This window comes from Nocardiopsis listeri NBRC 13360 (genome assembly GCF_001570765.1).
Lineage (GTDB): Bacteria > Actinomycetota > Actinomycetes > Streptosporangiales > Streptosporangiaceae > Nocardiopsis > Nocardiopsis listeri.
Window position 1 is genome coordinate 104,794 of record NZ_BCSH01000009.1, and the last position, 18,996, is coordinate 123,789.

The 18,996-nt window shown below is 70.9% G+C and carries 17 protein-coding genes and 2 pseudogenes; 9 read left to right on the forward strand and 10 right to left on the reverse strand.

Annotation, left to right across the window (positions count from 1 at the left end; translation table 11 throughout):
• The first annotated feature begins 71 nt into the window (after nucleotides 1–71).
• Entirely contained in the window at nucleotides 72–695 is a 624-nt protein-coding gene (aztA, locus tag NLI01S_RS04380; RefSeq protein ID WP_067599523.1) for a zinc ABC transporter ATP-binding protein AztA, read from the forward strand.
• A 21-nt stretch (nucleotides 696–716) separates the two neighbouring features.
• Here the strand turns inward: aztA and NLI01S_RS04385 are convergent.
• The 5 genes and pseudogenes from NLI01S_RS04385 to NLI01S_RS04405 form a co-directional block, all read right to left on the reverse strand.
• Nucleotides 717–1,213, reverse strand: a pseudogene (locus NLI01S_RS04385) (DUF1989 domain-containing protein).
• A gap of 24 nt (nucleotides 1,214–1,237) precedes the next feature.
• Nucleotides 1,238–2,047: a carbohydrate ABC transporter permease gene (locus NLI01S_RS04390; RefSeq protein ID WP_084392310.1), complete on the reverse strand. Its 810-nt coding sequence runs from the start codon at nucleotides 2,045–2,047 to the stop codon at nucleotides 1,238–1,240.
• Nucleotides 2,048–2,058: 11 nt separating this feature from the next.
• The gene (locus NLI01S_RS04395) at nucleotides 2,059–2,973 is read right to left on the reverse strand and encodes a carbohydrate ABC transporter permease (RefSeq protein ID WP_084392298.1); all 915 of its coding nucleotides are present in this window, start codon (nucleotides 2,971–2,973) and stop codon (nucleotides 2,059–2,061) included.
• Entirely contained in the window at nucleotides 2,966–4,324 is a 1,359-nt protein-coding gene (locus NLI01S_RS04400; protein ID WP_067599528.1) for an ABC transporter substrate-binding protein, read from the reverse strand. The genes NLI01S_RS04395 and NLI01S_RS04400 overlap by 8 nt, the downstream gene beginning before the upstream one ends.
• Before the next feature lie 41 nt (nucleotides 4,325–4,365).
• On the reverse strand, nucleotides 4,366–5,598 hold the full coding sequence (locus NLI01S_RS04405) for an ROK family transcriptional regulator (RefSeq protein ID WP_223809109.1): 1,233 nt from the start codon (nucleotides 5,596–5,598) through the stop codon (nucleotides 4,366–4,368).
• A 96-nt stretch (nucleotides 5,599–5,694) separates the two neighbouring features.
• Between NLI01S_RS04405 and NLI01S_RS04410 the strand changes: the two genes are divergently transcribed.
• The 3 genes and pseudogenes from NLI01S_RS04410 to NLI01S_RS26785 form a co-directional block, all read left to right on the forward strand.
• Nucleotides 5,695–7,863 carry an alpha-N-acetylglucosaminidase gene (locus tag NLI01S_RS04410; protein WP_067599534.1) on the forward strand — a complete coding sequence of 723 codons (2,169 nt, stop codon included), beginning with the start codon at nucleotides 5,695–5,697 and terminating at the stop codon, nucleotides 7,861–7,863.
• Nucleotides 7,864–7,868: 5 nt separating this feature from the next.
• Nucleotides 7,869–8,807: an N-acetylglucosamine kinase gene (locus tag NLI01S_RS04415; RefSeq protein ID WP_223809110.1), complete on the forward strand. Its 939-nt coding sequence runs from the start codon at nucleotides 7,869–7,871 to the stop codon at nucleotides 8,805–8,807.
• An 83-nt stretch (nucleotides 8,808–8,890) separates the two neighbouring features.
• Nucleotides 8,891–9,188 (forward strand): annotated as a pseudogene (locus tag NLI01S_RS26785) (IS982 family transposase); the annotation flags it as partial.
• A gap of 21 nt (nucleotides 9,189–9,209) precedes the next feature.
• On the opposite strand, the gene NLI01S_RS04425 reads toward NLI01S_RS26785, so the two are convergent.
• On the reverse strand, nucleotides 9,210–9,881 hold the full coding sequence (locus NLI01S_RS04425; protein ID WP_067599541.1) for a lysophospholipid acyltransferase family protein: 672 nt from the start codon (nucleotides 9,879–9,881) through the stop codon (nucleotides 9,210–9,212).
• Nucleotides 9,882–10,016: 135 nt separating this feature from the next.
• Complete coding sequence (locus NLI01S_RS04430) at nucleotides 10,017–10,940, reverse strand: threonine/serine dehydratase (protein WP_067599543.1); 924 nt, start codon at nucleotides 10,938–10,940, stop codon at nucleotides 10,017–10,019.
• Nucleotides 10,941–11,043: 103 nt separating this feature from the next.
• On the opposite strand from NLI01S_RS04430, the gene NLI01S_RS04435 reads away from it, so the two are divergent.
• Nucleotides 11,044–11,952 carry a LysR family transcriptional regulator gene (locus NLI01S_RS04435; protein WP_067599545.1) on the forward strand — a complete coding sequence of 303 codons (909 nt, stop codon included), beginning with the start codon at nucleotides 11,044–11,046 and terminating at the stop codon, nucleotides 11,950–11,952.
• A 4-nt stretch (nucleotides 11,953–11,956) separates the two neighbouring features.
• Here NLI01S_RS04435 and NLI01S_RS04440 read toward each other — a convergent pair whose 3' ends face one another.
• Nucleotides 11,957–12,589, reverse strand: a complete 633-nt coding sequence (locus NLI01S_RS04440; RefSeq protein WP_067599546.1) for a trimeric intracellular cation channel family protein — start codon at nucleotides 12,587–12,589, stop codon at nucleotides 11,957–11,959.
• A 95-nt stretch (nucleotides 12,590–12,684) separates the two neighbouring features.
• Between NLI01S_RS04440 and NLI01S_RS04445 the strand changes: the two genes are divergently transcribed.
• Both NLI01S_RS04445 and NLI01S_RS04450 read left to right on the forward strand, forming a co-directional pair.
• Complete coding sequence (locus NLI01S_RS04445; RefSeq protein ID WP_084392302.1) at nucleotides 12,685–13,539, forward strand: ABC transporter ATP-binding protein; 855 nt, start codon at nucleotides 12,685–12,687, stop codon at nucleotides 13,537–13,539.
• A gap of 105 nt (nucleotides 13,540–13,644) precedes the next feature.
• On the forward strand, nucleotides 13,645–15,003 hold the full coding sequence (locus tag NLI01S_RS04450; RefSeq protein ID WP_067599549.1) for a dihydrolipoyl dehydrogenase family protein: 1,359 nt from the start codon (nucleotides 13,645–13,647) through the stop codon (nucleotides 15,001–15,003).
• A gap of 18 nt (nucleotides 15,004–15,021) precedes the next feature.
• Here NLI01S_RS04450 and NLI01S_RS04455 read toward each other — a convergent pair whose 3' ends face one another.
• Complete coding sequence (locus NLI01S_RS04455) at nucleotides 15,022–15,870, reverse strand: siderophore-interacting protein (protein WP_067599555.1); 849 nt, start codon at nucleotides 15,868–15,870, stop codon at nucleotides 15,022–15,024.
• A gap of 83 nt (nucleotides 15,871–15,953) precedes the next feature.
• A complete protein-coding gene (locus NLI01S_RS04460) occupies nucleotides 15,954–16,931 on the reverse strand; it encodes an N-acetylglucosamine kinase (protein ID WP_067599689.1) in 978 nt (325 codons plus the stop codon).
• Nucleotides 16,932–17,078: 147 nt separating this feature from the next.
• Here NLI01S_RS04460 and NLI01S_RS04465 point away from each other — a divergent pair, with 147 nt between their 5' ends.
• A complete protein-coding gene (locus tag NLI01S_RS04465; protein ID WP_157090955.1) occupies nucleotides 17,079–18,371 on the forward strand; it encodes a GNAT family N-acetyltransferase in 1,293 nt (430 codons plus the stop codon).
• A gap of 166 nt (nucleotides 18,372–18,537) precedes the next feature.
• On the forward strand, nucleotides 18,538–18,993 hold the full coding sequence (locus NLI01S_RS04470; RefSeq protein ID WP_067599559.1) for a nitroreductase family deazaflavin-dependent oxidoreductase: 456 nt from the start codon (nucleotides 18,538–18,540) through the stop codon (nucleotides 18,991–18,993).
• The last annotated feature ends 3 nt before the right edge of the window (nucleotides 18,994–18,996 follow it).

Sequence of the window (18,996 nt, forward strand, 5' to 3'; positions counted from 1 at the left end):
TGCGACACTCTACAACGACAATCATTATCGTTTTCACATCGGGTCGAGTATCGGAAAGGCGGAGGAAGCGGATGATCCACACGGAGTTGCGGAACGTTCACGCCGGGTACGGGCGCCAGGACGTGCTGAGGGGGATCGACGCGCACATCCCCCGAGGTCGGGTCACGGCACTGGTCGGGGCCAACGGCGCGGGCAAGTCCACCCTGCTCGCGGTCCTGGCGGGGACCCTCAGACCACGCGGCGGCGAGATCGTTCGGGCCAGGCGTGCTCGCCCCGCCTTCGTGGTCCAGCGCAGCGCGGTCCCCGACACGTTGCCGCTCACGGTGCGCGACGCCGTCGCCATGGGGCGCTGGGCCCATCAAGGCCTCTGGCGACCACCGACCCGACACGACCGCGCGGTGGTGGAAGGGGCGATGGAACGGGTCGGTATCGACGACCTGTCCGGCCGCCAACTGGGAGAGATCTCCGGAGGTCAGCGCCAGCGCGCGCTCATCGCCCAGGGGCTGGCCCAGGAAGCCGACCTGCTGCTGTTGGACGAGCCGTCCGCCGGCCTGGACCGTCGGGCCAGGGAACACATCGCGCGGGTGATCGCCGAATTGCGCGGCGAGACCACCATCGTCCACGCCACCCACTTCCCGGACGAGGCCGCGGGCGCCGACCACCGTCTCACCCTGGACGAGGGCCGGGTGGTGTAGGTGTTCCGGGCCCCGGTCCCCTCAGCCCTGGAAACGCAATCCGTGCGCGCCCCGGTAGGCGGCCGGCTCCGGTACGCTCCAGCCCTCCAACAGCTCTGGAGCGAGCCGGTACACCTCCACGGCCAGGGGGCGGCACACGTCGATCGGGTCCCGCGCGTGCGGACCCCACAACGGCACCGACAGGTCCCCGCCCGGACACGTCGACAGCGCGCACAACAGGTCCTGCTCGGCGAAGAACTCCAGGAAGTCACCGGGACGGGCGGGCGAGGCCCACAGGCGCTCCCGGGGATTGCGCCGGTTCCACACGTTCAGGTCGCCCACCTGCGGGCCCTGGGGGTCAGGATCTGGAACAGGTGACCGGCGGGCACCCGTCAGGCCCGGCCCGAACGGATCGGGATCGTGAACCGCTCCACCGGGTCACGGTCGTCGGTGTGCGTGGCCAATCGGTCGTAGAAGGCGGTGTCGACGTCGAGGGCGCCGCCCTCAACGGCTCGGTAGGCGGCTTCGGGTGAACCCATGGGACTCCGTTCGTTGGTGTTCCTTCAGGCCTTCACCGCGCCCTGGGTGAGGCCGTTGACGAAGCTGCGCTGGAAGAGGAGGTAGACCACGACGATGGGGGCGATCACGATCAGGCTCGCCGCGGACAACAAGGGAATGTCGGTGCCGTACTGGCCCACGAACAAGCCCAGCCCGGTGGGCGCGGTGCGCAGGTCCGGGTCCTGCATCATGACCAGCACCAGCAGGAACTGGTTCCATGACCACATGAACACCAGCACCGCCAGGGTGGTGATGGCCGGCCACGAGATCGGCAGCAACACCCGGGTCAGCACGGTGTGGTCACGGGCCCCGTCCACCCGGGCGGCCTCCACCAGCTCCCGGGGCACCGAGGCGAAGTGCGACTGCATCCAGTACACGCCGAAGGGCAGGAACAGGGCGATCTCGGCCAGGATCACCCCGGTGTAGGAGTTGGTCAGCCCCACCTCGCGCAGGTTGAAGTACAGGGCGATCACCAGCAGTTCCACCGGCAGGGTCAGGCCCAGCACGAAGGCCAGGGAGATGCCCTTGCCGCCCCACACCCCCAGGATGGACAGCGCGTACCCGGCCAGTGCCGCGAAACAGACGGTCAGCGGCACCACGAAGACGGCGATGACGGCGCTGGACCACATAAGCCGGCCGAAGTTCCCGCTCTCCCAGGCCAGTGCGAAGTTGGACCACGACCACTGCTCGGGCAGGGAGAACGCGCCGACCTGTCCGCCGGCCGGGTGCACCGAGGCCAGCGCGATCCCGACGAAGGGCGCCAGCACCAGCACCGCCAGGGTGCTCAGCAGCCCGTACCGCAGCGCGGTCGTCATCGCCGAGCGGTTCACTTGGCCTCCCGGGTGAGTAGGCGGATCGCGCTGACCAGCACGATGACGATCAGGGTCAGCACCACCGCCAGGGCGCTCGCCCCGCCGATGGTGCCCTCGTTGAACGCCAACCGGTACACCAAAAGGGCCGGCACGTTGGTCTGTCCGGCCGGTCCGCCGTTGGTGGTGACGAACACCAGGTCGAAGCTGGCCAGGGCGGCGATGGTGGTGATGACCGCGGCGATACCGACCTCGCGGCGCAGCCCGGGCAGGGTCACGTAGCGGAAGCGGCGCAGGGGGCCGGCGCCGTCGATGGCGGCGGCCTCGTGCAGGGACGGGTCGATGCGCTGGGCGCCGCTCATGAACAGGACCATGCACAGCCCGCTCATGCACCAGGTGCCGATCAGTCCCAGGGCGATGAGCGCGAAGTGGTAGTCGCCCAGCCAGGCGTGGGTGATGGCGCCCAACCCGACCGTTTCCAGGGCCCGGTTGATCATGCCGTCGTCGCTGTAGAGCCAGCGCCAGGTGATGCCGACCGCCACCAGTGGCAGGACCTGGGGCAGGAAGAACACGGTGCGGAAGAACGTCATCCCGGTACGTACCCGGCCCAGCAACAGGCCGGTGAGCAACAGCCCGACCGCGATGGGGATGAGCGAGAAGAACACGATGAGGACCAGGCCGTTGAGGATGGCCCCGGCCAGCAGTGGTTCGGTGAGCACCCGCGTGTAGTTGGCCAGGCCCGCCCAGGTGGGCGGCGCCACCCCGTCCCAGTCCAGGAAGGAGAACCACACGGTGCCGGCCGCCGAGTAGATCGCGAAACCGGCGTAGACGACCAGCGCGGGCAGCAGGTACAGCCAGGCGCGAAGGCGCGACCGCCTGGGACGCCGGGTCCCGGCGGTCGCGTTCCCGCGCAGCAGAGCGCCACTAGCCATGGACGCGGTCCCACTCGGCCTGTAGGTCGGACAGGAACGTCTCCTCGTCGGTGCTCCCGGCGATCAGCCCCTGCACCCCCGGGGTGAGCTGGTCGATCATGCCGGGCGTGGCGAAGTCGGGGAAGGGCACGATGCCGTCCTGCTCGGCGGCCGTCCCGTAGACGCTGTTGATCTCCTCCAACACACCGCCCTCCCCGGTGGAGGCATCGGTGTCCACCGGCATGAACCCGGTGTCCAACTGGATCCGCGCGGCCTCCGGCGAGGACAGGTAGTCCAGGAACGCCGCGGCCACGTCCGGGTGTTCGGTGCCCGAGGAGACCGTGTAGGAGACGCTGGAACCGGAGGTCATCGGCACCTGATCGGGATCCTCACCCGGCAGGAGGAAGAATCCCACGTCCTCGCCCAGGGCCTCCTCCATCTCGAACGCCGCCCAGTTACCGATCATCAGGAAGGCGCTCTCACCATTGCCGAAGGCGGCCTTGGCGTCGTCGTCGGAGGTGGCGTTGGCGCTCTCGGGTATGTACCCGGCCTCCACCCACCGGGTGAGGATCCCGGTCGCCGTCATGGCCTCGTCGGTCTCGATGGTGGAGCCGGGCGCACCGTGCACCCAGTCGCGGTAGGCCTCGTGGTCGCCGAAGGCGTTGAGCAGCGTGTTCCAGACCTGGAAGCCGCCCACCTCCAACCCGCCCACACTGAACGGGGCGATGCCCTCCTCGTCCACCGCCGCCAGGGCGTCCTCGAACTCCTCGAAGGTCGCGGGCGGCTCCTCCACCCCCGCCCGCGCCAACAGTTCGCGGTTGTAGAACACCCCCAGCACGGACAGCGCCCCCGGGACGGCGTAGAGACTTCCGGTGCCGAACCGGGTGGCGTCCTCGTCGGCGCGCAACGGCTCCAGGGTCGCTTCGGGGAAGGACTCCTCCCACCCGTAGGCCTCCACGTACGGTTCCAGGTCCATCACGTGCCCGCTCGGGATGAGCGAGCGCATCGCCCCCGGGTTGTACTGGGCGATGTCGGGCGCCTCGTCGGAGGACATCGACAACGTGACGGTCTTGACGTAGTCGGTGAACGGGGTCTGTTGAAGCTCGATGGAGACGTTGGGGTGCTGCTCGGTGAATCCCTCGACCAACTCGGTGGAGGGCGGGTCGTCGGTGTAGGCCAAGGTCAGCTCGACCGGTTCGTCGGTGATGTCGGTGGACACGTCCTCGGGCACGTTGTCGCGTTCGCCGTTCCCGCTGGACAGGGTCGCGCACGAGGTGAGGAGCAGGACGGCCGTGGCACCGGCCGCGCCCCGGATCAGCGCTCGGTCGATTCGTGAACGGATGGGCGGTGGATCGGTGGACCTGGTGGACATGGTGTCCTCCGTGGTTGTCGGGTCTGCCGGGCCGGATCGGTTCAGCCGGTCGTCGAAGGAGGTCTCAGTCGGGTGTGTTCGACCTGGTCGAGCGAGTGGCGTAGGGCGCCCTGGACCACGGCGTCCTCACCCAGCCGGGACAACTCCAACGGGGGAGGGTCCAGGCGTTGGCGGCGCAGGTGGGCGCGCAGGGCCGTCAACAGCGTGGGGCCGCACCGCGCCATGGGGCCGCCGACCACGACCACGCCGGGGTCGAGCAGGGCACGGACGGCGCCGACGCCCTGGGCGAAGCGACGGGTGATCTCCTCCAACGCCGCCAGGGCCGCGGGTGCCCCATCGGTCACGGCGGCGACGAGGGTGGCGGTCCGCGTCTCCGGTCGCGCCAGTCGGGTGAGCAGCGTGTGGTCGCCCCGCTCACGAGCGGCCTCGCGGCCCAGGGCGGCGAACGCGCCGGTGCCGGTCCAGGCCTCGAACGCGCCCAGAAAGGCGTCGTCTTCTCCTCGATCGGGCGCGGGCGCGTCGGTGAACAGGTCGAGGTAACCCAGGTCCCCGGCGTCGTTGGCGGCGCCACGATGCAGGGCACCCGCCACGACGACGCCCGCGCCCACCCGCTCGCCCCAGTGGATCAACACCATGGAGCGGTGTCCGCCGCCGTGCCAGAGTTCGCCCACGGTGGCGAGCTTGACGTCGTTGTCCAGGTAGACCTCGCGACCGGTCGCCTCACCCAGCGCACGGATCAGCACGTCGCCGGTGACGCCGGGCATGCTGGGCGCGAATCGCACCCGTCCGGTGGCGGGGTCGACTATGCCGGGCACCCCGATCGAGGCGTGCCACACCCCACCGACCTCGATCCGTGCCTGGGCCAGGACCCGGTGTGCGGCGTCGGTCAGCGCCCGCGCTGTGACCTCGGAACCGATCTCCTCGGACACGGGCGGTGGTGTGTCGTGGGCGGCCACGACCCGGCCCGACAGGTCGGCCAGACCCACCCGGATCCTCTCCGGGGACACCGACGCGCCCAACACGTGTCCGGCCTCGGCACGGAACCGCACTCGCTGGGCGGGCCGCCCCGAACCGACCCCCGAGCGCACCGGGGCCAGGAACTCCACCAGTCCGGCCTCGCCCAGGTCGGACAGCGAACGCGACACCGCCTGCCGGGACAATCCCGCCTGTCGGGCCAGTTCAGGGGCGCTGGTGTGCTCGACCGTGCGCAACAGGGTGAGCACGGCGGCCGTGTTGACCTCGCGCATGTACCGCGTGCCCGCTGCGACCGGCACGTCCACGTGCCCTCGCCCCTTTCCACCCTTGCCCGTCGGTGAATTAGGTATGTACCGTACGTAACTCCTGAGCATCCCGGCAAGAGGAGCGATCCGATGGCCGACACTCCGAAGGACCCTCCCACGTGGGGCGAATCCGTGGACGCGCTGGCCCACCGGGTCCTGGGCCGATCACACCGTCCGATCGACTTTCGTGAGCGCCCAGGCGCGAAGCGTTCCTTCACCTACCACGTCGACGGGGGAAGGCTCACCATCGAGGCGACCGACGCGGTGGCCGCGGCCGTGGCCCTGCACACCTACCTGCGCCGCGAATGCGGACGCTCGGTCACCTGGGACACTCCGCTGCCGCTGCGCGTCGACCACCCCCGACAGGTACGACCCGTACACGGCGCCGCCGAGGTCGACCAGGGCTACTACCTGAACTTCTGCACCACCGGGTACACCAGCGCCTACTGGGACTGGGACGACTGGGAACGCGAGATCGACTGGATGGCGCTGCACGGCGTCACCATGCCGCTGACCGCCGTGGGACACGAGGCCGTCCTGTTCGAGACCTACACCCGCCGTGGCCTGGAACCGGATCGGGTGCGCGCCTTCCTGGGCGGCCCCGGCTACCTGCCCTGGCAGTACATGGGAAACCTGGACGGCTTCGCCGGCCCCCTGCCCGCGTCCTGGATCGACGGTCATCGGGACCTGGGTCTGCGCATCCTGCGGCGCCAACGCTCCCTGGGCATGACCCCGCTGCTGCCCGGGTTCACCGGACACGTGCCGGCCGAACTCGCCCCCGACCGGACCCGCGCCCGCACCTGGCACGGCCTGACCACCCACGTCCTGGACCCCGACGACCCCCGCTACCCTGAGCTCGCCGCCGACATCGTGCGCGTCCAACGGGAACTGTTCGGCACCGACCACCTCTACGCCATCGACCCGTTCATCGAGATGGTCCCGGTCGACGCGGACCCCGGATTCCCGGCGCGGCTGGCCCGCGCCACCCTGGACGGGCTCACCAGCGCCGACCCCCACGCCGTGTGGGCGCTACAGACTTGGCCGTTCTCCTACCAGAGTCGGTTCTGGAGCGCCGAACGCGTCACCGCCTTCCTCGACGCCATCCCCGACGAACGCCTGCACCTGCTCGATCTGTGGGCCGAACACGACCCCCAGTGGAGTCGTTTCGACGCCTTCGGCGGCACCCCCTGGACCTGGTGCGCCCTGCTCAACTTCGGTGGGCGCAGCGAACCCATCGCCGACCTGCAGGGCGCCGTGGACCGCGTCGGCGAGGCCGAACGGGCCGAGCACCCGCCGACCGGCATCGGCCTGGCCATGGAGGGAACCCGCAACAACCCGGCGTTCTTCGAGCTGGTCGCCGACCAGATCTGGTGGCGGACCGAGGACGTGGTCGCCGACTGGCTGCCCGACTTCGTACGGCAACGCTACGGCTCCGACGCCCCCGCCCTGCTGTCCGGCTGGCGGGGGTTGGCGGAGACCGTCCTGGGCGCCTCGGGGGTGCGGATCTTCCCCGAACAGTTCAACGGGGTCCTCACCCGACGCCCCGACTTCGCCGACCTGGCCGCACCCGAACGGCATCGAGCCGAGGTCGACGGGCTCGTCTGGTACCACTGGCCACGGCTACTGCGGGCGTGGGCGGACCTGGTCGGCGCGGCCGAGACCGACCGGGCACTGGCCGAAGGGCCACTGGCGCACGACCTGGTCGACGTGGCCATGGCGGTTCTCTCTCGGGTCGCCGACCGCCGCCACCTGGACCTGGTCGAACACGCGGCGCGACACCGGGAGGTCCCCCAGGATCTACTCGGCCGGTTCCTGCGGGTGTTCGACGACCTGGACGCCCTGCTGGACACCCGGCCCGAGTACCGTTTCGCCACCTGGGAGGCCAAGGCCACTTCTTGGGCCACCAGCACCGAGGACCACCGTGTGCTGGCCGACAACGCACGCCGCATCCTCACCGTCTGGATCAATCTGGACAACCTGCGGCTGGACGACTACGCCGCGCGCCTGTGGTCGGGCCTGGTCGGCGGCCACTACCGCGTGCGCTGGCAGTTGTGGGGAGGGCTGCTGCCCCAAGCCCTGGACGAACCCGGACGGGCCGCCGCCCGCCTGTCCGACCGCCTCAGCGACCACGCCGAACGGTTCCTGCGGCACGGGCCCCCGGTCCGGCCCGCGCCCACCGAGAGCACACTCGTCCTCTCCCGCCGACTCCTGGACCACTACGGCGCCGACCGCGACGACGGCGCTTCGATCGGGGGGTGATTCAGGTGAGACGCGCCGGGATCGACGTGGGCGGCGGAGGTATCCGCGTGCTCGTCCACGACGGCGACCGCACGGTCCGCTCCGGTGAGGACGTCCCGGCGCCCCGAGGGGAGCGGGGGATGGACCTGCAAGCGCTGGCAGCCCGCCTGTCCGTGCTCCTGACCCGGGTCGCCCCGATGTTCGACCGCGTGGCCATCGGCATGACCGGCCTGCCCGACCTGGTCCCCGACCCCGGTGAGCTGGTCCGAGGCCTGCGGGAGCGCGTACCGGTGGGCACCGTCGTGCTCGCCGGGGACTCGGTGACCACCCACGTGGGAGCCCTGGGCGGTCGGGCCGGAGTGGTGGTCGCGGCCGGCACCGGCGCGGTCGCGCTCGGCACCGACCTGGAACGCACCTGGAGTCGGGTCGACGGGTGGGGGATCCTGCTCGGTGACCACGGTGGGGGAGCCTGGGTGGGCAGGGAGGGACTCCAGGCCGCGCTGCGTGCCCACGACGGCCGAAGCGGTGGTTCGTCGATGTTGTCGAACCGCCTCACCGCACGCTTTGGAAACGTGGGTGCGCTGGAACACCGGGTCTACGCGGCCTCGGCCGTGGACGCAGCCACCGTCCTGGCCGGCTTCGCCCCCGAAGTGGCCGCCGCCGCGCGAAACGGGGACGCCGTGGCCCGACGGATCTGGCAGGAGGCGGGAGCCCACCTGGGTCGGGCCGCCGTGGCGGCCGCCGCACCCGGGCTGGACCGGCGCCTGTCCTGGGGAGGCGGACTCTTCTCGGTGGGCGAGACCGTGCTGGGGCCGATGCGCGCCGAAGTGCTGCGTCACATGCCCGAGACCGAGTTCGTGGCTCCCGAGGGAGGGTCGGTCGAGGGCGCGCTCGCCCTGGCGCTCACCCCGCCCAGACCGCACCCGCCCCACCTGTACGTCTTCGACCGACCGGTGGGCGCCTAAAGACTGTTTTGTGGACCACGAGGTCACACCGTAGGCGCCACGGTGTTCCCTTCGACCTATTCCTGACTTTTCGGGGCACCTCAAACCACTACGGGCGCGACTTCGAGCAGTCACTGTCCCAGGGGGCCGTGTTCGCTGCGTCCGGCCCGCAAGGGAGAGTCCTCACGGGCCGCAGCGGAGTTCTTCCGACCGTTGCGGCAGGTGTTCGAGTCGATCAACCAGACCTTCAAGGGTCGACTGGATCTGGAACGGCACGGGGGCCGCATCCCAGGCGGGGTGATGATCCGGGTGCTCCAGTGGGTCTTGGTGCTGACCAGGGCCATAGGGCACAACGACCGCATCGGCCAGCCGGTCCTACGCTCCCTGGCCGCCTACGATCACCGACCCCCGGGGATCACTCATCTAGTCGCCGGCGTTGTGCTCGTTGTAGGTACCGGCGCGCTCTTGGCCGGTGAGGTCGCCGATGGCGTCCATGATCCGATCGGTGATGACCCGACGGGCCTTGGCCGGGGCCAGATGATCGAACCCGGTGGAGAAGTCCAGCGGCTCGCCGAACCGCACGGTGAACCGGCGCGGGCGCGGCATGTTCGCACCGATCGGCTGTACCTCCTGGGTACCGCTGAGCCCGACCGGCACGACCACGGCCTTGGACTCCAGGGCCAGGTGCGCCACCCCGGTGCGGCCCCGGTACAGGCGCCCGTCCCGCGACCGGGTGCCCTCGGGATAGACCACGCAGGCCTCCCCGTCGTTGAGCCGGTCCAACATCATCTCCAGCGACATCATGGCGTCACGGGCGTTGCCTCGGCGCACCGGCATGGCGCCCAACGCACCGAACATCGTCTTGGTGAGCCGGCCCTTGACCCCGGGGGTCTCGAAGTAGTCCGACTTGGCCAGGAACCGGACCCGGCGCTGGGTGACCGACAACGGTATGACGACGCTGTCCACGAACGACAGGTGGTTGCCGGCCAGGATCACCGGCCCCGTGGCGGGGACGTTGTCACGGCCCTCGATGGTCGGCCGGCACAGGGACCGGGCGAGGACCGCCGCGGTCTGCCGCAACGCACCGTAGAGCACGTGTGTTCTCCCTAGTCATGGGGTCGGACGCCGTGAGCGAGGGGACGGCCGAACCCAATGTAAGGGTGACCGATGGGTAATGAAACGCGCGCTCTCGAAAGAGTGTTCCAGGTCACTCGCCGGTCGTCGTGGTGTTCAGTCGATCGGTCGCCAGTCGGCGTTGGCCCCGCACACCACCAGGCACGGGTTCTCGCCCGGGACTCGGCCGGCCAGCCAAGCGGCGAAGGGCACCGCGGCGGCCGGTTCGGTGGCGATGCGGAATTCCTGCCACAGGCGGGTCTGCGCGCTGATGATCTCGGCGTCGGAGACCAGCGCCGGGGTGATGGGTTCGGCGCGCAACACCTCGAAGGGCACCCGACCCAGGGTGGAGGCGCCCAGGGCGGAGGAGGCCACCGAGCCCACCGGGGTGCTCACCGGTTCCCCGGCGGCCAACGCCGCGTGCATGCTCTGGCAGCCCCGCGGCTCCACGCCCACCACACGACGGCCGCCCGCGCCCAGGCGCACCCCCGCGGCCAGTCCGCCGCCGCCCACGGCCACCACGATCGAGTCGCAGTCGGGCACGTCGTCGACCACCTCCAGGCCGATGGTGCCCTGTCCGGCCACCACCAGGGCGTCGTCGAAGGCGTGCAGGTAGCGCGCACCCTCGGAGTCGGCCCGCTCTCGGGCGGCCTCGGCGGCCACCGCGTAGTGCTCGCCGAGCCGGACGATCTCGGCGCCGGTGGCCTCCAACGGTGCGGCCTTGGCCTGGGGGATCGTCTCGGGCACGTACACCGTGGCCCGCACGCCCAGGATGCTCGCGGCGGTGGCCACCCCCAGACCGTGGTTGCCGCCCGAGGCGGTGATGACCCGGTCGGTGGGTTCGCCGCCCAGGAGCGCGTTGAGCGCCCCTCGGAGCTTGAAGGCCCCGGTGCGCTGGAGGTGCTCCAACTTCAGGATGAGGGGACGTCCGTCCAGTTCGGTGCGCATCACCGGGGTGTGCCGGGCGTGCGGGGCGATGCGTTCGGCGGCTGCACGGACGTCGGTGGCCGTGGGTACTGCGGGCGCGGTCATGGTGCTCATGTTCCCACCCTGTCGCTACCGGTGGTTAACTTAAAGTTGGGTCTGCTAAAGATCATTAAGCACAACTTTGTGCCACCTTTTGTCTGGGATCGGGGAGGGTCGGATGCTGGACGCCAACCGGGTACGGATCCTGGTGGAGATCGCGCACGCCGGATCGATCACGGCCGCCGCCCAACGGCTCTCCTTCACCCCGCCCGCCCTGTCCCAACAGCTCACCAAGCTCGAACGCGAACTCGGCTGCCGCCTGGTCGAACGGGGCCGCACCGGCGCCACCCTCACCCAGGCCGGACAGGTCCTGCTCGAACATGGCGAGCGCGTCCTGGGGGAGTTGCGCGACGCCGAGGCGGCCGTGCGCGAGGTCGCCGGACAACTCCCCGACCGGCTCTCCCTCGGCGCCTTCGCCAGCGCCGGAAAGGTCCTGCTGCCCGAGACACTGGCGGTGTTCGGCCACGAGCATCCCCACGTACGGCTGTCACTGTCCGACATCGAACCGCCCGGCGGCCACGACCTGGTCGCCTCCGGGGACCTGGACCTGCTCATCACCCATCGCTACCCCGGAGTTCCGTTGCCCCGCGCCGGTGGGCTGCGACGCGAACGCCTCCTGGTGGACCCGCTCATGGTGGTGGCCCCAGTAGGACACCCCGTGACCGACACCGAGATGAGCCTGTCCGAGTTGGCCGAGGAGGAGTGGATCTGCGGAGCCCCGGGCATCCACAATCGGGTCAGCCTGGACATCGCGGTGGCCGCCGCCGGGGTCCACCTCACCGTGGCCTACGAGACCCGCGACTACGAGGTGGCCCTGGCACTGATCGAGGCCGGTGTGGGCATCGCGCTCATCCCTCGGAGCATCCTGGGCGCCGCCCGCGGCGACGGCTGGGTGAGCCGCCCCCTGCGCGGCATGGACCTGGCCCGCGAGATCTACACCGTGCACCGCCGCCGCCCACCCGAACCGGTCCCGGCCATGCTCGCCACCCTGCGCCGCGTCGCGGCCCGCACACCGCCCACCCCCTGACCGGCTACAGGGGTGGGGAGCCGGGTGGCCTGGGCGCGTTCCAGCGGTAGCGCAGCGACATCATCCGCATACCGAAACACACCAGGGCGCCCACCACGGCCACCCACCAGGCCGCGAAGCCGAACAGGTTCCCGACGACCACGATCCCCGCGCCGAGCATCGCGGGGATCGCGTACAGGCGCGAGTTGGCGCTGAGCACCGTCGGCACCCGGTTGAGCATCACGTCGCGCAAGGTGCCGCCCCCCACCCCGGTGATCACCCCCAGGATCACCGCCTGCATCGGCCCGAACCCGTATTCCAAGGCCTTGGTCGATCCGATCACCGCGAACAGGCTCAGCCCCGCCGCGTCGAACAACAGGATGGGCTTGCTCAGGTGGGTGAGCTGGCGGTTGAGGAAGAACGCCAGAGTCGCCCCCGTCAACGCGATCACGAGATAACGCCAGTCCTGGAACGTCGCGGGGGTGTCGCCCAGCAGGACGTCGCGGATGATGCCGCCGCCGATGGCGGTCACCACCCCCAGGACCATCACCCCGACGATGTCGACCCGGGCGGAACGGATCGCCGTCAGGGCGCCGTCGAGGGCGAACGCGAAGACCCCGAGGAGGTCGAGGACGAGCAGAACATCGAACGAGGACATGAGCGTGCGCCTGAGAGGCGGTTCCCTTCCGGACACGAACCGAATTGCCGACCGCGGTTCACCACCCTAAGCCGCGGTGTCCTAAGGTGCGGCACATGTCGCAGACCGAATCCTTGCTCCTCACCCGTCATGAAGACACCCCCGACGACCGGGTACCCCCGGTCGTGCGCGCCGTCGACGTGGACTTCGTACGCGGCGGGAACCCGATTCTGCGCGGGATCTCCCTGACCGTCCGGGCCGGGGAGCACTGGGCGCTGCTGGGGGCCAACGGCGCGGGCAAGAGCACCCTGCTCGGTCTGCTGGGCGCGCTCTCCCACCCCACCCGCGGCACCGTGGAGGTGCTCGGCCACCGCCTGGGCCGGGTCGACCTGCGCGAACTGCGCTCCCACATCGGCCACGTGAACCCCAGGCACACACCCGACGGGCCGCTATCGTTGCGCGAGGTCGTGTTGACGGGCCTGCCCAACACCACCGCGTGGCCGCCGCGCTGGACACCCGATACCGAAGAGGCCGACCGTTCCGAACACCTGATCGACCTGCTCGGGCTCGCCCATCGCGTCGACGCTTCTTGGGCCACCCTGTCCCAGGGGGAGCGGGGGCGCGCGCTCATCGCCCGCGCCCTGATGCCCGACCCGCGCCTGCTGCTGCTCGACGAACCCGCCACCGGACTGGACGTGGCCGGACGCGAACAGCTCATCGAACGGATCGACACCCTCCAGTACACCTGTCCCGAGCTGGCCACGGTCCTGGTCACCCACCACCTGGAGGAACTGCCGCCCGGCACCACGCACGCGCTGTTGCTGCGCGAGGGGACCCGCCAGGCCGCGGGTCCGGTCGAGGCGGTCCTGACCACGGAAGGGGTCGGCGCCTGCTTCGATCACCCGATCCGCCTCAGCCGTGTCGACGGCCGTTGGGCCGTCCACAGCGCCCGCACGATCCGCCGCCCCTGACGGTTCCGCTCGCGTGGAAGGGGAAACGCGTGTCGGTCTTCCCACCGATCCGGCTCGGAGGGAGCATCGGGTGAGACCACCGAACCGAGGGCGGGAATAGAGACTATGGAACACCTGGACGCGATCGTCATCGGCATGGGACCCGGGGGAGAGGTGGTGGCCGACAAGCTGCTCACCGAGGGGCGCCGGGTGGGGGTGGTCGAACGCGAACTCATCGGCGGTGAGTGCGGCTACTGGGCGTGCATCCCCACCAAGGTTCTGCTGCGCGCCCCCGAGGTGCGCGCGGAGGCCACCGAAGCGGCCGGGACCACCGATCCCGACCTGGACTGGTCGGCCCTGCGCGACTACCGGGACCAGATGATCCGTCACCTGGACGACTCCAAGCAGGTCGAGGGCTACCGCGAACGCGGTGCCCGGGTCCTGCGCGGCGTCGCCAGGGTGGTGGGCCGCGACCCCTGGCGGGTGGCGGTGGGCGAGACCGAGGTGAGCGCCGACCACGTGGTGGTGGCCACCGGATCCAGCGCGGTGCGCCCGCCGGTGGACGGCCTGGACGACCTGGGTCCCGACCTGGTGTGGACCAACCGCGAGGCCACGACCCTCACCGAGATCCCGCCCCGCGCCCTGGTCATCGGTGGCAGCGCCGTCGGTGTCGAACTGGGCGCCTTCCTGACCGGGATGGGCACCAAGGTGACGGTCGTCCAGCGCGGACCACGGCTGTTGGACCGAGAGGACCCGCGGCTGTGCGCTCTCATCACCGAACGGTTCGAGGCCGATGGGGTGGACGTGCGCACCGGTGCCCAGGTCGAGTCCGTGCGCCGCGAGGGCGACGGTGTCCTGGCCACCCTCTCCGACGGCTCGAAGGTGCGCACCGACGTGGTGCTCCTGGCCACCGGACGACGTCCCCGGGGAGACGAGCTCGGGCTGGCCGAACTGGGTGTGCAGATGGACGGGTCGGCGCCGTCCATCGACGAGCACTGTCGGGTGGCCCCGGGACTGTGGGCGGTGGGCGACGTCACCGCGCGCGCGATGTTCACCCACGTGGCCAAGTACCAGGGACGGATCGTGGCCGACGGTGTCCTCGGGTCCCCGCGCACGGCCGACTACACGGCCGTGCCCCGCGTGGTCTTCTCCACCCCCGAGATCGCCGCCGTGGGACTGACCGAGGACCAGGCACGAGATGCGGGCGTGGACGTGGCCACCTCCGAGGTCGACCTCACCGAGGCGCTGGCCCGCCCCTGGACCTACGCCACCGACCCGGTCGGCCACCTCGGGTTGGTCGCCGACCGCGAACACGGGGTACTGGTGGGGGCCTGGGCGTTCGGGCCACAGGCCGCGGAGTGGATCCACACCGCGGCCATGGCGATCCGGATGAGGCTGCCGGTGGAGGCGCTGCGCGACTCCATCCCGCAGTTCCCCACCTTCAACGAGGGTTACCTGGCCGCCCTGGACGCGCTCGACGTGTGAGGCGTCCAGGATGGTGGCTCAGCCCTGGAGCGCGGCGGCCTCCTCGGCCTCCACACTCTTGTTCCACTCGGCCTTGGAGGCCTGCCAGCCGTCCTCGTTACGGCCCAGTCTCCAGTACCCGGAGATCGAGAGCTGTTCCTTGGCCAGGCCCAGGTCCACCCGCAGCATTCGGCGCAGGTCGCGTACGAAACCGGCCTCGCCGTGCACGAAGGCGTGCACCCGGCCGTCGGGGAACTCCAGTTCCCGCACGGCCGGGACCAGCAACGATCCGGGGATGGCGTCGCCACGATGCAGCCACCGCACGTGCACGTTCTCGCCCTCGGTGAGCTTCTGCTCCTCGGCGGTGTTCTCGACCTCCAGGAACACGTGCGCGGTGGCGCCCTCGGGCAGGTGGTCCAGGGCGGCGGCGATGGCGGGCAGGGAGCTCTCGTCCCCGGCCAACAGGTGCCAGTCGGCCTCCGGGTCGGGTGCGTAGGCACCGCCGGGGCCCAGGAAACGCAGCCGGTCGCCGTGGCGGGCGCCTGCGGCCCACACCCCGGCCAAACCGAGGTCGCCGTGGTGGACGAAGTCGATGCTCATCTCACGGGTGGCCGGATCCCAGGAACGCACGGTGTAGGTGCGGGTGACCGGCCACTGATCCCGGGGCAGCTCGGCGCGCGCGGCCTCCAGGTCGAAGGTCTCGGGGTCCTCCGGGGCGGGCGCGGGGAACAGCAGCTTCACGTAGCTGTCGGTGGAGCCGTTGGTGTCGAACGCGGCGAGTCCCTCCCCGCCGAGTACGACCCGGATCATGTGCGGGGTCAGGCGCTCCACGCGCTCGACCCGACCGGTGTGCACGACCTGCTTCGGACGTGATGGCCGCTCTGACACGGCGCCCCCTCTCGCTCAGGTTAGGTGAACCTAACCAAGGACACCGTAGGCCACCACGACCGAACCGGGCAAACCGACTTTCATCAGGCGGGAACCGTGAACGCGGTGTGCGATCGGGCGTCGTGCTCGTCGACCCCGGCCCCCAGCGCCGCCACCCAGGCCGCGCCGCCCGCGGTGCAGCCCGCTCCCAGTACCGGCGAGGCCGTGCCCAGGGTGAGCTTGTGCGTCAACGACTCCCGCACCGGGGCGGATCGGGCCAGCACTCCGCCGGCCAACACCACCGGCGACCGTTCACCCGGAACGCGCACCTGGTGCACCGACTGGGCCAAGTGACCGGCGGCCGCGTTCACGATCACCTGCGCGGCGGCGTCGCCCTGGTGGTGTGCCTCGGTGACCAGCGGCGCGAACTCGGCCAGGGCGATCGGCGGGCCGGCCGTCAGGGTCCGGGCGAAGTTGCGGGCGTGCTCCTCGGGCAGGTGGTCGATTCCGTTGGGGCGCTGCCCCGGGATGACCCGTTTTGCGATGGAACGGGCCAGTGGACTGAGCTCACCGCCGATCCCCAGCTGCCGGGCGGTCTCGCGGGCCGCCTGATGCCCGATCCAGAACGCCGACCCCTCGTCTCCGATCAGCCACCCCATCCCGTCCGCCGACCGGGCGCGCCGCCGACCCTCGACGCGGGTGGCGATCGCCCCGGTTCCGGCGATGAGGATGGTGCCGTCGCGTTCGGGCGTGCCCGAGGCGAAGGCCACCACGTCGTCACCGATGAAGCGCACGGCGCTCGGGGCCAGCCCGGCCTTGGTCATCGCCCGATCCATCCGTGCGCGGACGGCCTCGTCGCGCAGCCCGGACACCCCGGCCAGCCCGATGACGGCGGCGGCCACGGCCTCCCGGGCCCCGGGGCCGGACCGGTCCAACGCGGTGCCGATCGCCTCGGTCAGTTGTTCCGCGGCCCTTTCGGAGCCGTGGGTGTTGGGGTTGGCGCCCCCGGAGCGGGCTTCGCCCCGCCGCTCACCGGTCAGGGTGGTCACCAGGGCACGGGTGGTGGTGCCCCCCGCGTCCACCCCTACGACCAAGGTGGGGGAGGAGGAGAGAGGGTTTCGTCGTGTCGTCACGCACAGAGCGTGCCCCGGCCCCGGCCCCCTTACTCGCCCGACCCGCGCCGGAAAAATCGGTGGCCGTCATCTCTCATGGCCTGATAGTCATCGACCATGACGAAGAACCAGCAGGCCGTACCCATGAACGGGGCCCCGCGCGCGTGGACCGTGCGCCACGGGGACCGCGACGACTTCGCGGAGGTGGCCCGGGTCGTCGGCCTGGCGCTCCTGACGGACGAGACCCCCCAGACCATGCTGGAACGCATGCGTCCCCTGCACGACGCCGAGGGCTACGACCGGGTCCTGTACGCGGTGGACGACCGCGAGGAGCGCGAGGAGGTGGTCGGTTCCACCAACCACTTCCCCTACGAGATGACCCTGCCCGGTGGGCCCCGGTCGGTGGCCGGGGTGACCGGCGTGGGCGTGTGGCCCACCCACCGGCGCCAGGGCGTGCTCAGCTCCCTCATGCGCCGCCAGCTCACCGAGATCCACGAGTCAGGGGTCCACTACGCCGCCCTGTGGGCCTCGGAGAGTTCCATCTACGGACGCTTCGGCTATGGCCTGTCCGCCATCGAGACCGCACTGATGGTCCACCGTCCCCACACCAGGCTGCGCGCCGACGTACCCCGTGACCCGAACCTGCGCGTCGTCCTGTCCGACCCCGAATCGGTCCGCGCCGACCTGGAACGCGTGCACCGCGAGGTCGCCGCCGTCCAACTGGGACAGTTCCAACGTTCCGAGGCGTGGTGGGACCGACAGTTGCGCGACGGCCCCAAACAACGCCGCGACCAGGGTCCGCTGATGGCCGTGGTGATCTACGGCGCCGACGCTCCGCTCGGGTACGCCCTGTACCGCACCAAGGCCGACTGGGGGCCGGACGGATCCCAGGGCCAGGTGCACGTCCTCGAATTCACCGCCACCACCCCCACCACCCGGGTCGCGCTGCTGGACCACCTGTTCAACCGGGACCTGACCGCCACGGTGACCTTCCACGAGCTGCCCGCCGACACCCCGATCCCGCACCTGCTGGTCAGCCCCGAACGCGCCCGTCTCACCCCACAGAACTCCCTGTGGGTGCGCCTGGTGGACGTGCCCGAGGCACTGCGCGAACGCACCTACAAGGCGCCCTTCGAAACGGTCCTGGAGGTCACCGACCGTTACGCTCCCTGGAACGCGGGTCGCCTGCGGGTCAAGGCCGACACCGACGGCGCCCACGTGGAGGCCACCGAAGCCGCACCCGACCTGACACTGGACGCCTCCCGGCTGGGGGCGGTGTACCTGGGTCAGATCCCACTCGCCGGCTACCTGAACGCCGGCCTGATCACCGAGCACACCTCGGGCACCGTCGAGCGCCTGGACACGGCCCTGCACCGCGTCGACGCGCCCTTCTGCGGCGTCGTCTTCTAGGAACCCGGGCGGGCTGAGCGGACGCCGTCCCGCACCTGGAACGGTCACCATCGCGCGGGGGCGATGTTCTGAGTGTCCGCTTTCCCCGGTGGGCATGTCGTGTCCCACCGCCTACGCGCACACGTGTCACCATCGGATCGGCCCGACCACCGACCCAGGGAGCGACATGTCCAAGCAGATCCTCGAAGGCGAATACCGGCCCAGCGCCTCCCAACGGACCAGGGACCAGGTGGAGCAGTACGAGCGCACCGGCGGCCGTGAGGCCAACACCCTCATGGACACCGGCATGCCCGTCATCATCCTCACCACCCGCGGCCGCAAGAGCGGCGACGTGCGCAAGACCGCCCTCATGCGGGTCGAACACGACGGCGAGTACGCCGTGATCGGCTCCGAGGGCGGCGCCCCCACACACCCCGCCTGGGTGCACAACCTGCGCGCGGCCCCCGACGAGGTCGCCCTCCAGGACGGTCCCGAGCCCTTCGCCGCCCACGCCCGCGAGGTCGAGGGCGACGAACGGGCCCGCTGGTGGGAGCGCGCCGTGGCCGCCTACCCGCCCTACGCCGACTACCAGAAGAAGACCGACCGCCACATCCCCGTCTTCGTCATCACCAAGGCCTCCTGAGCC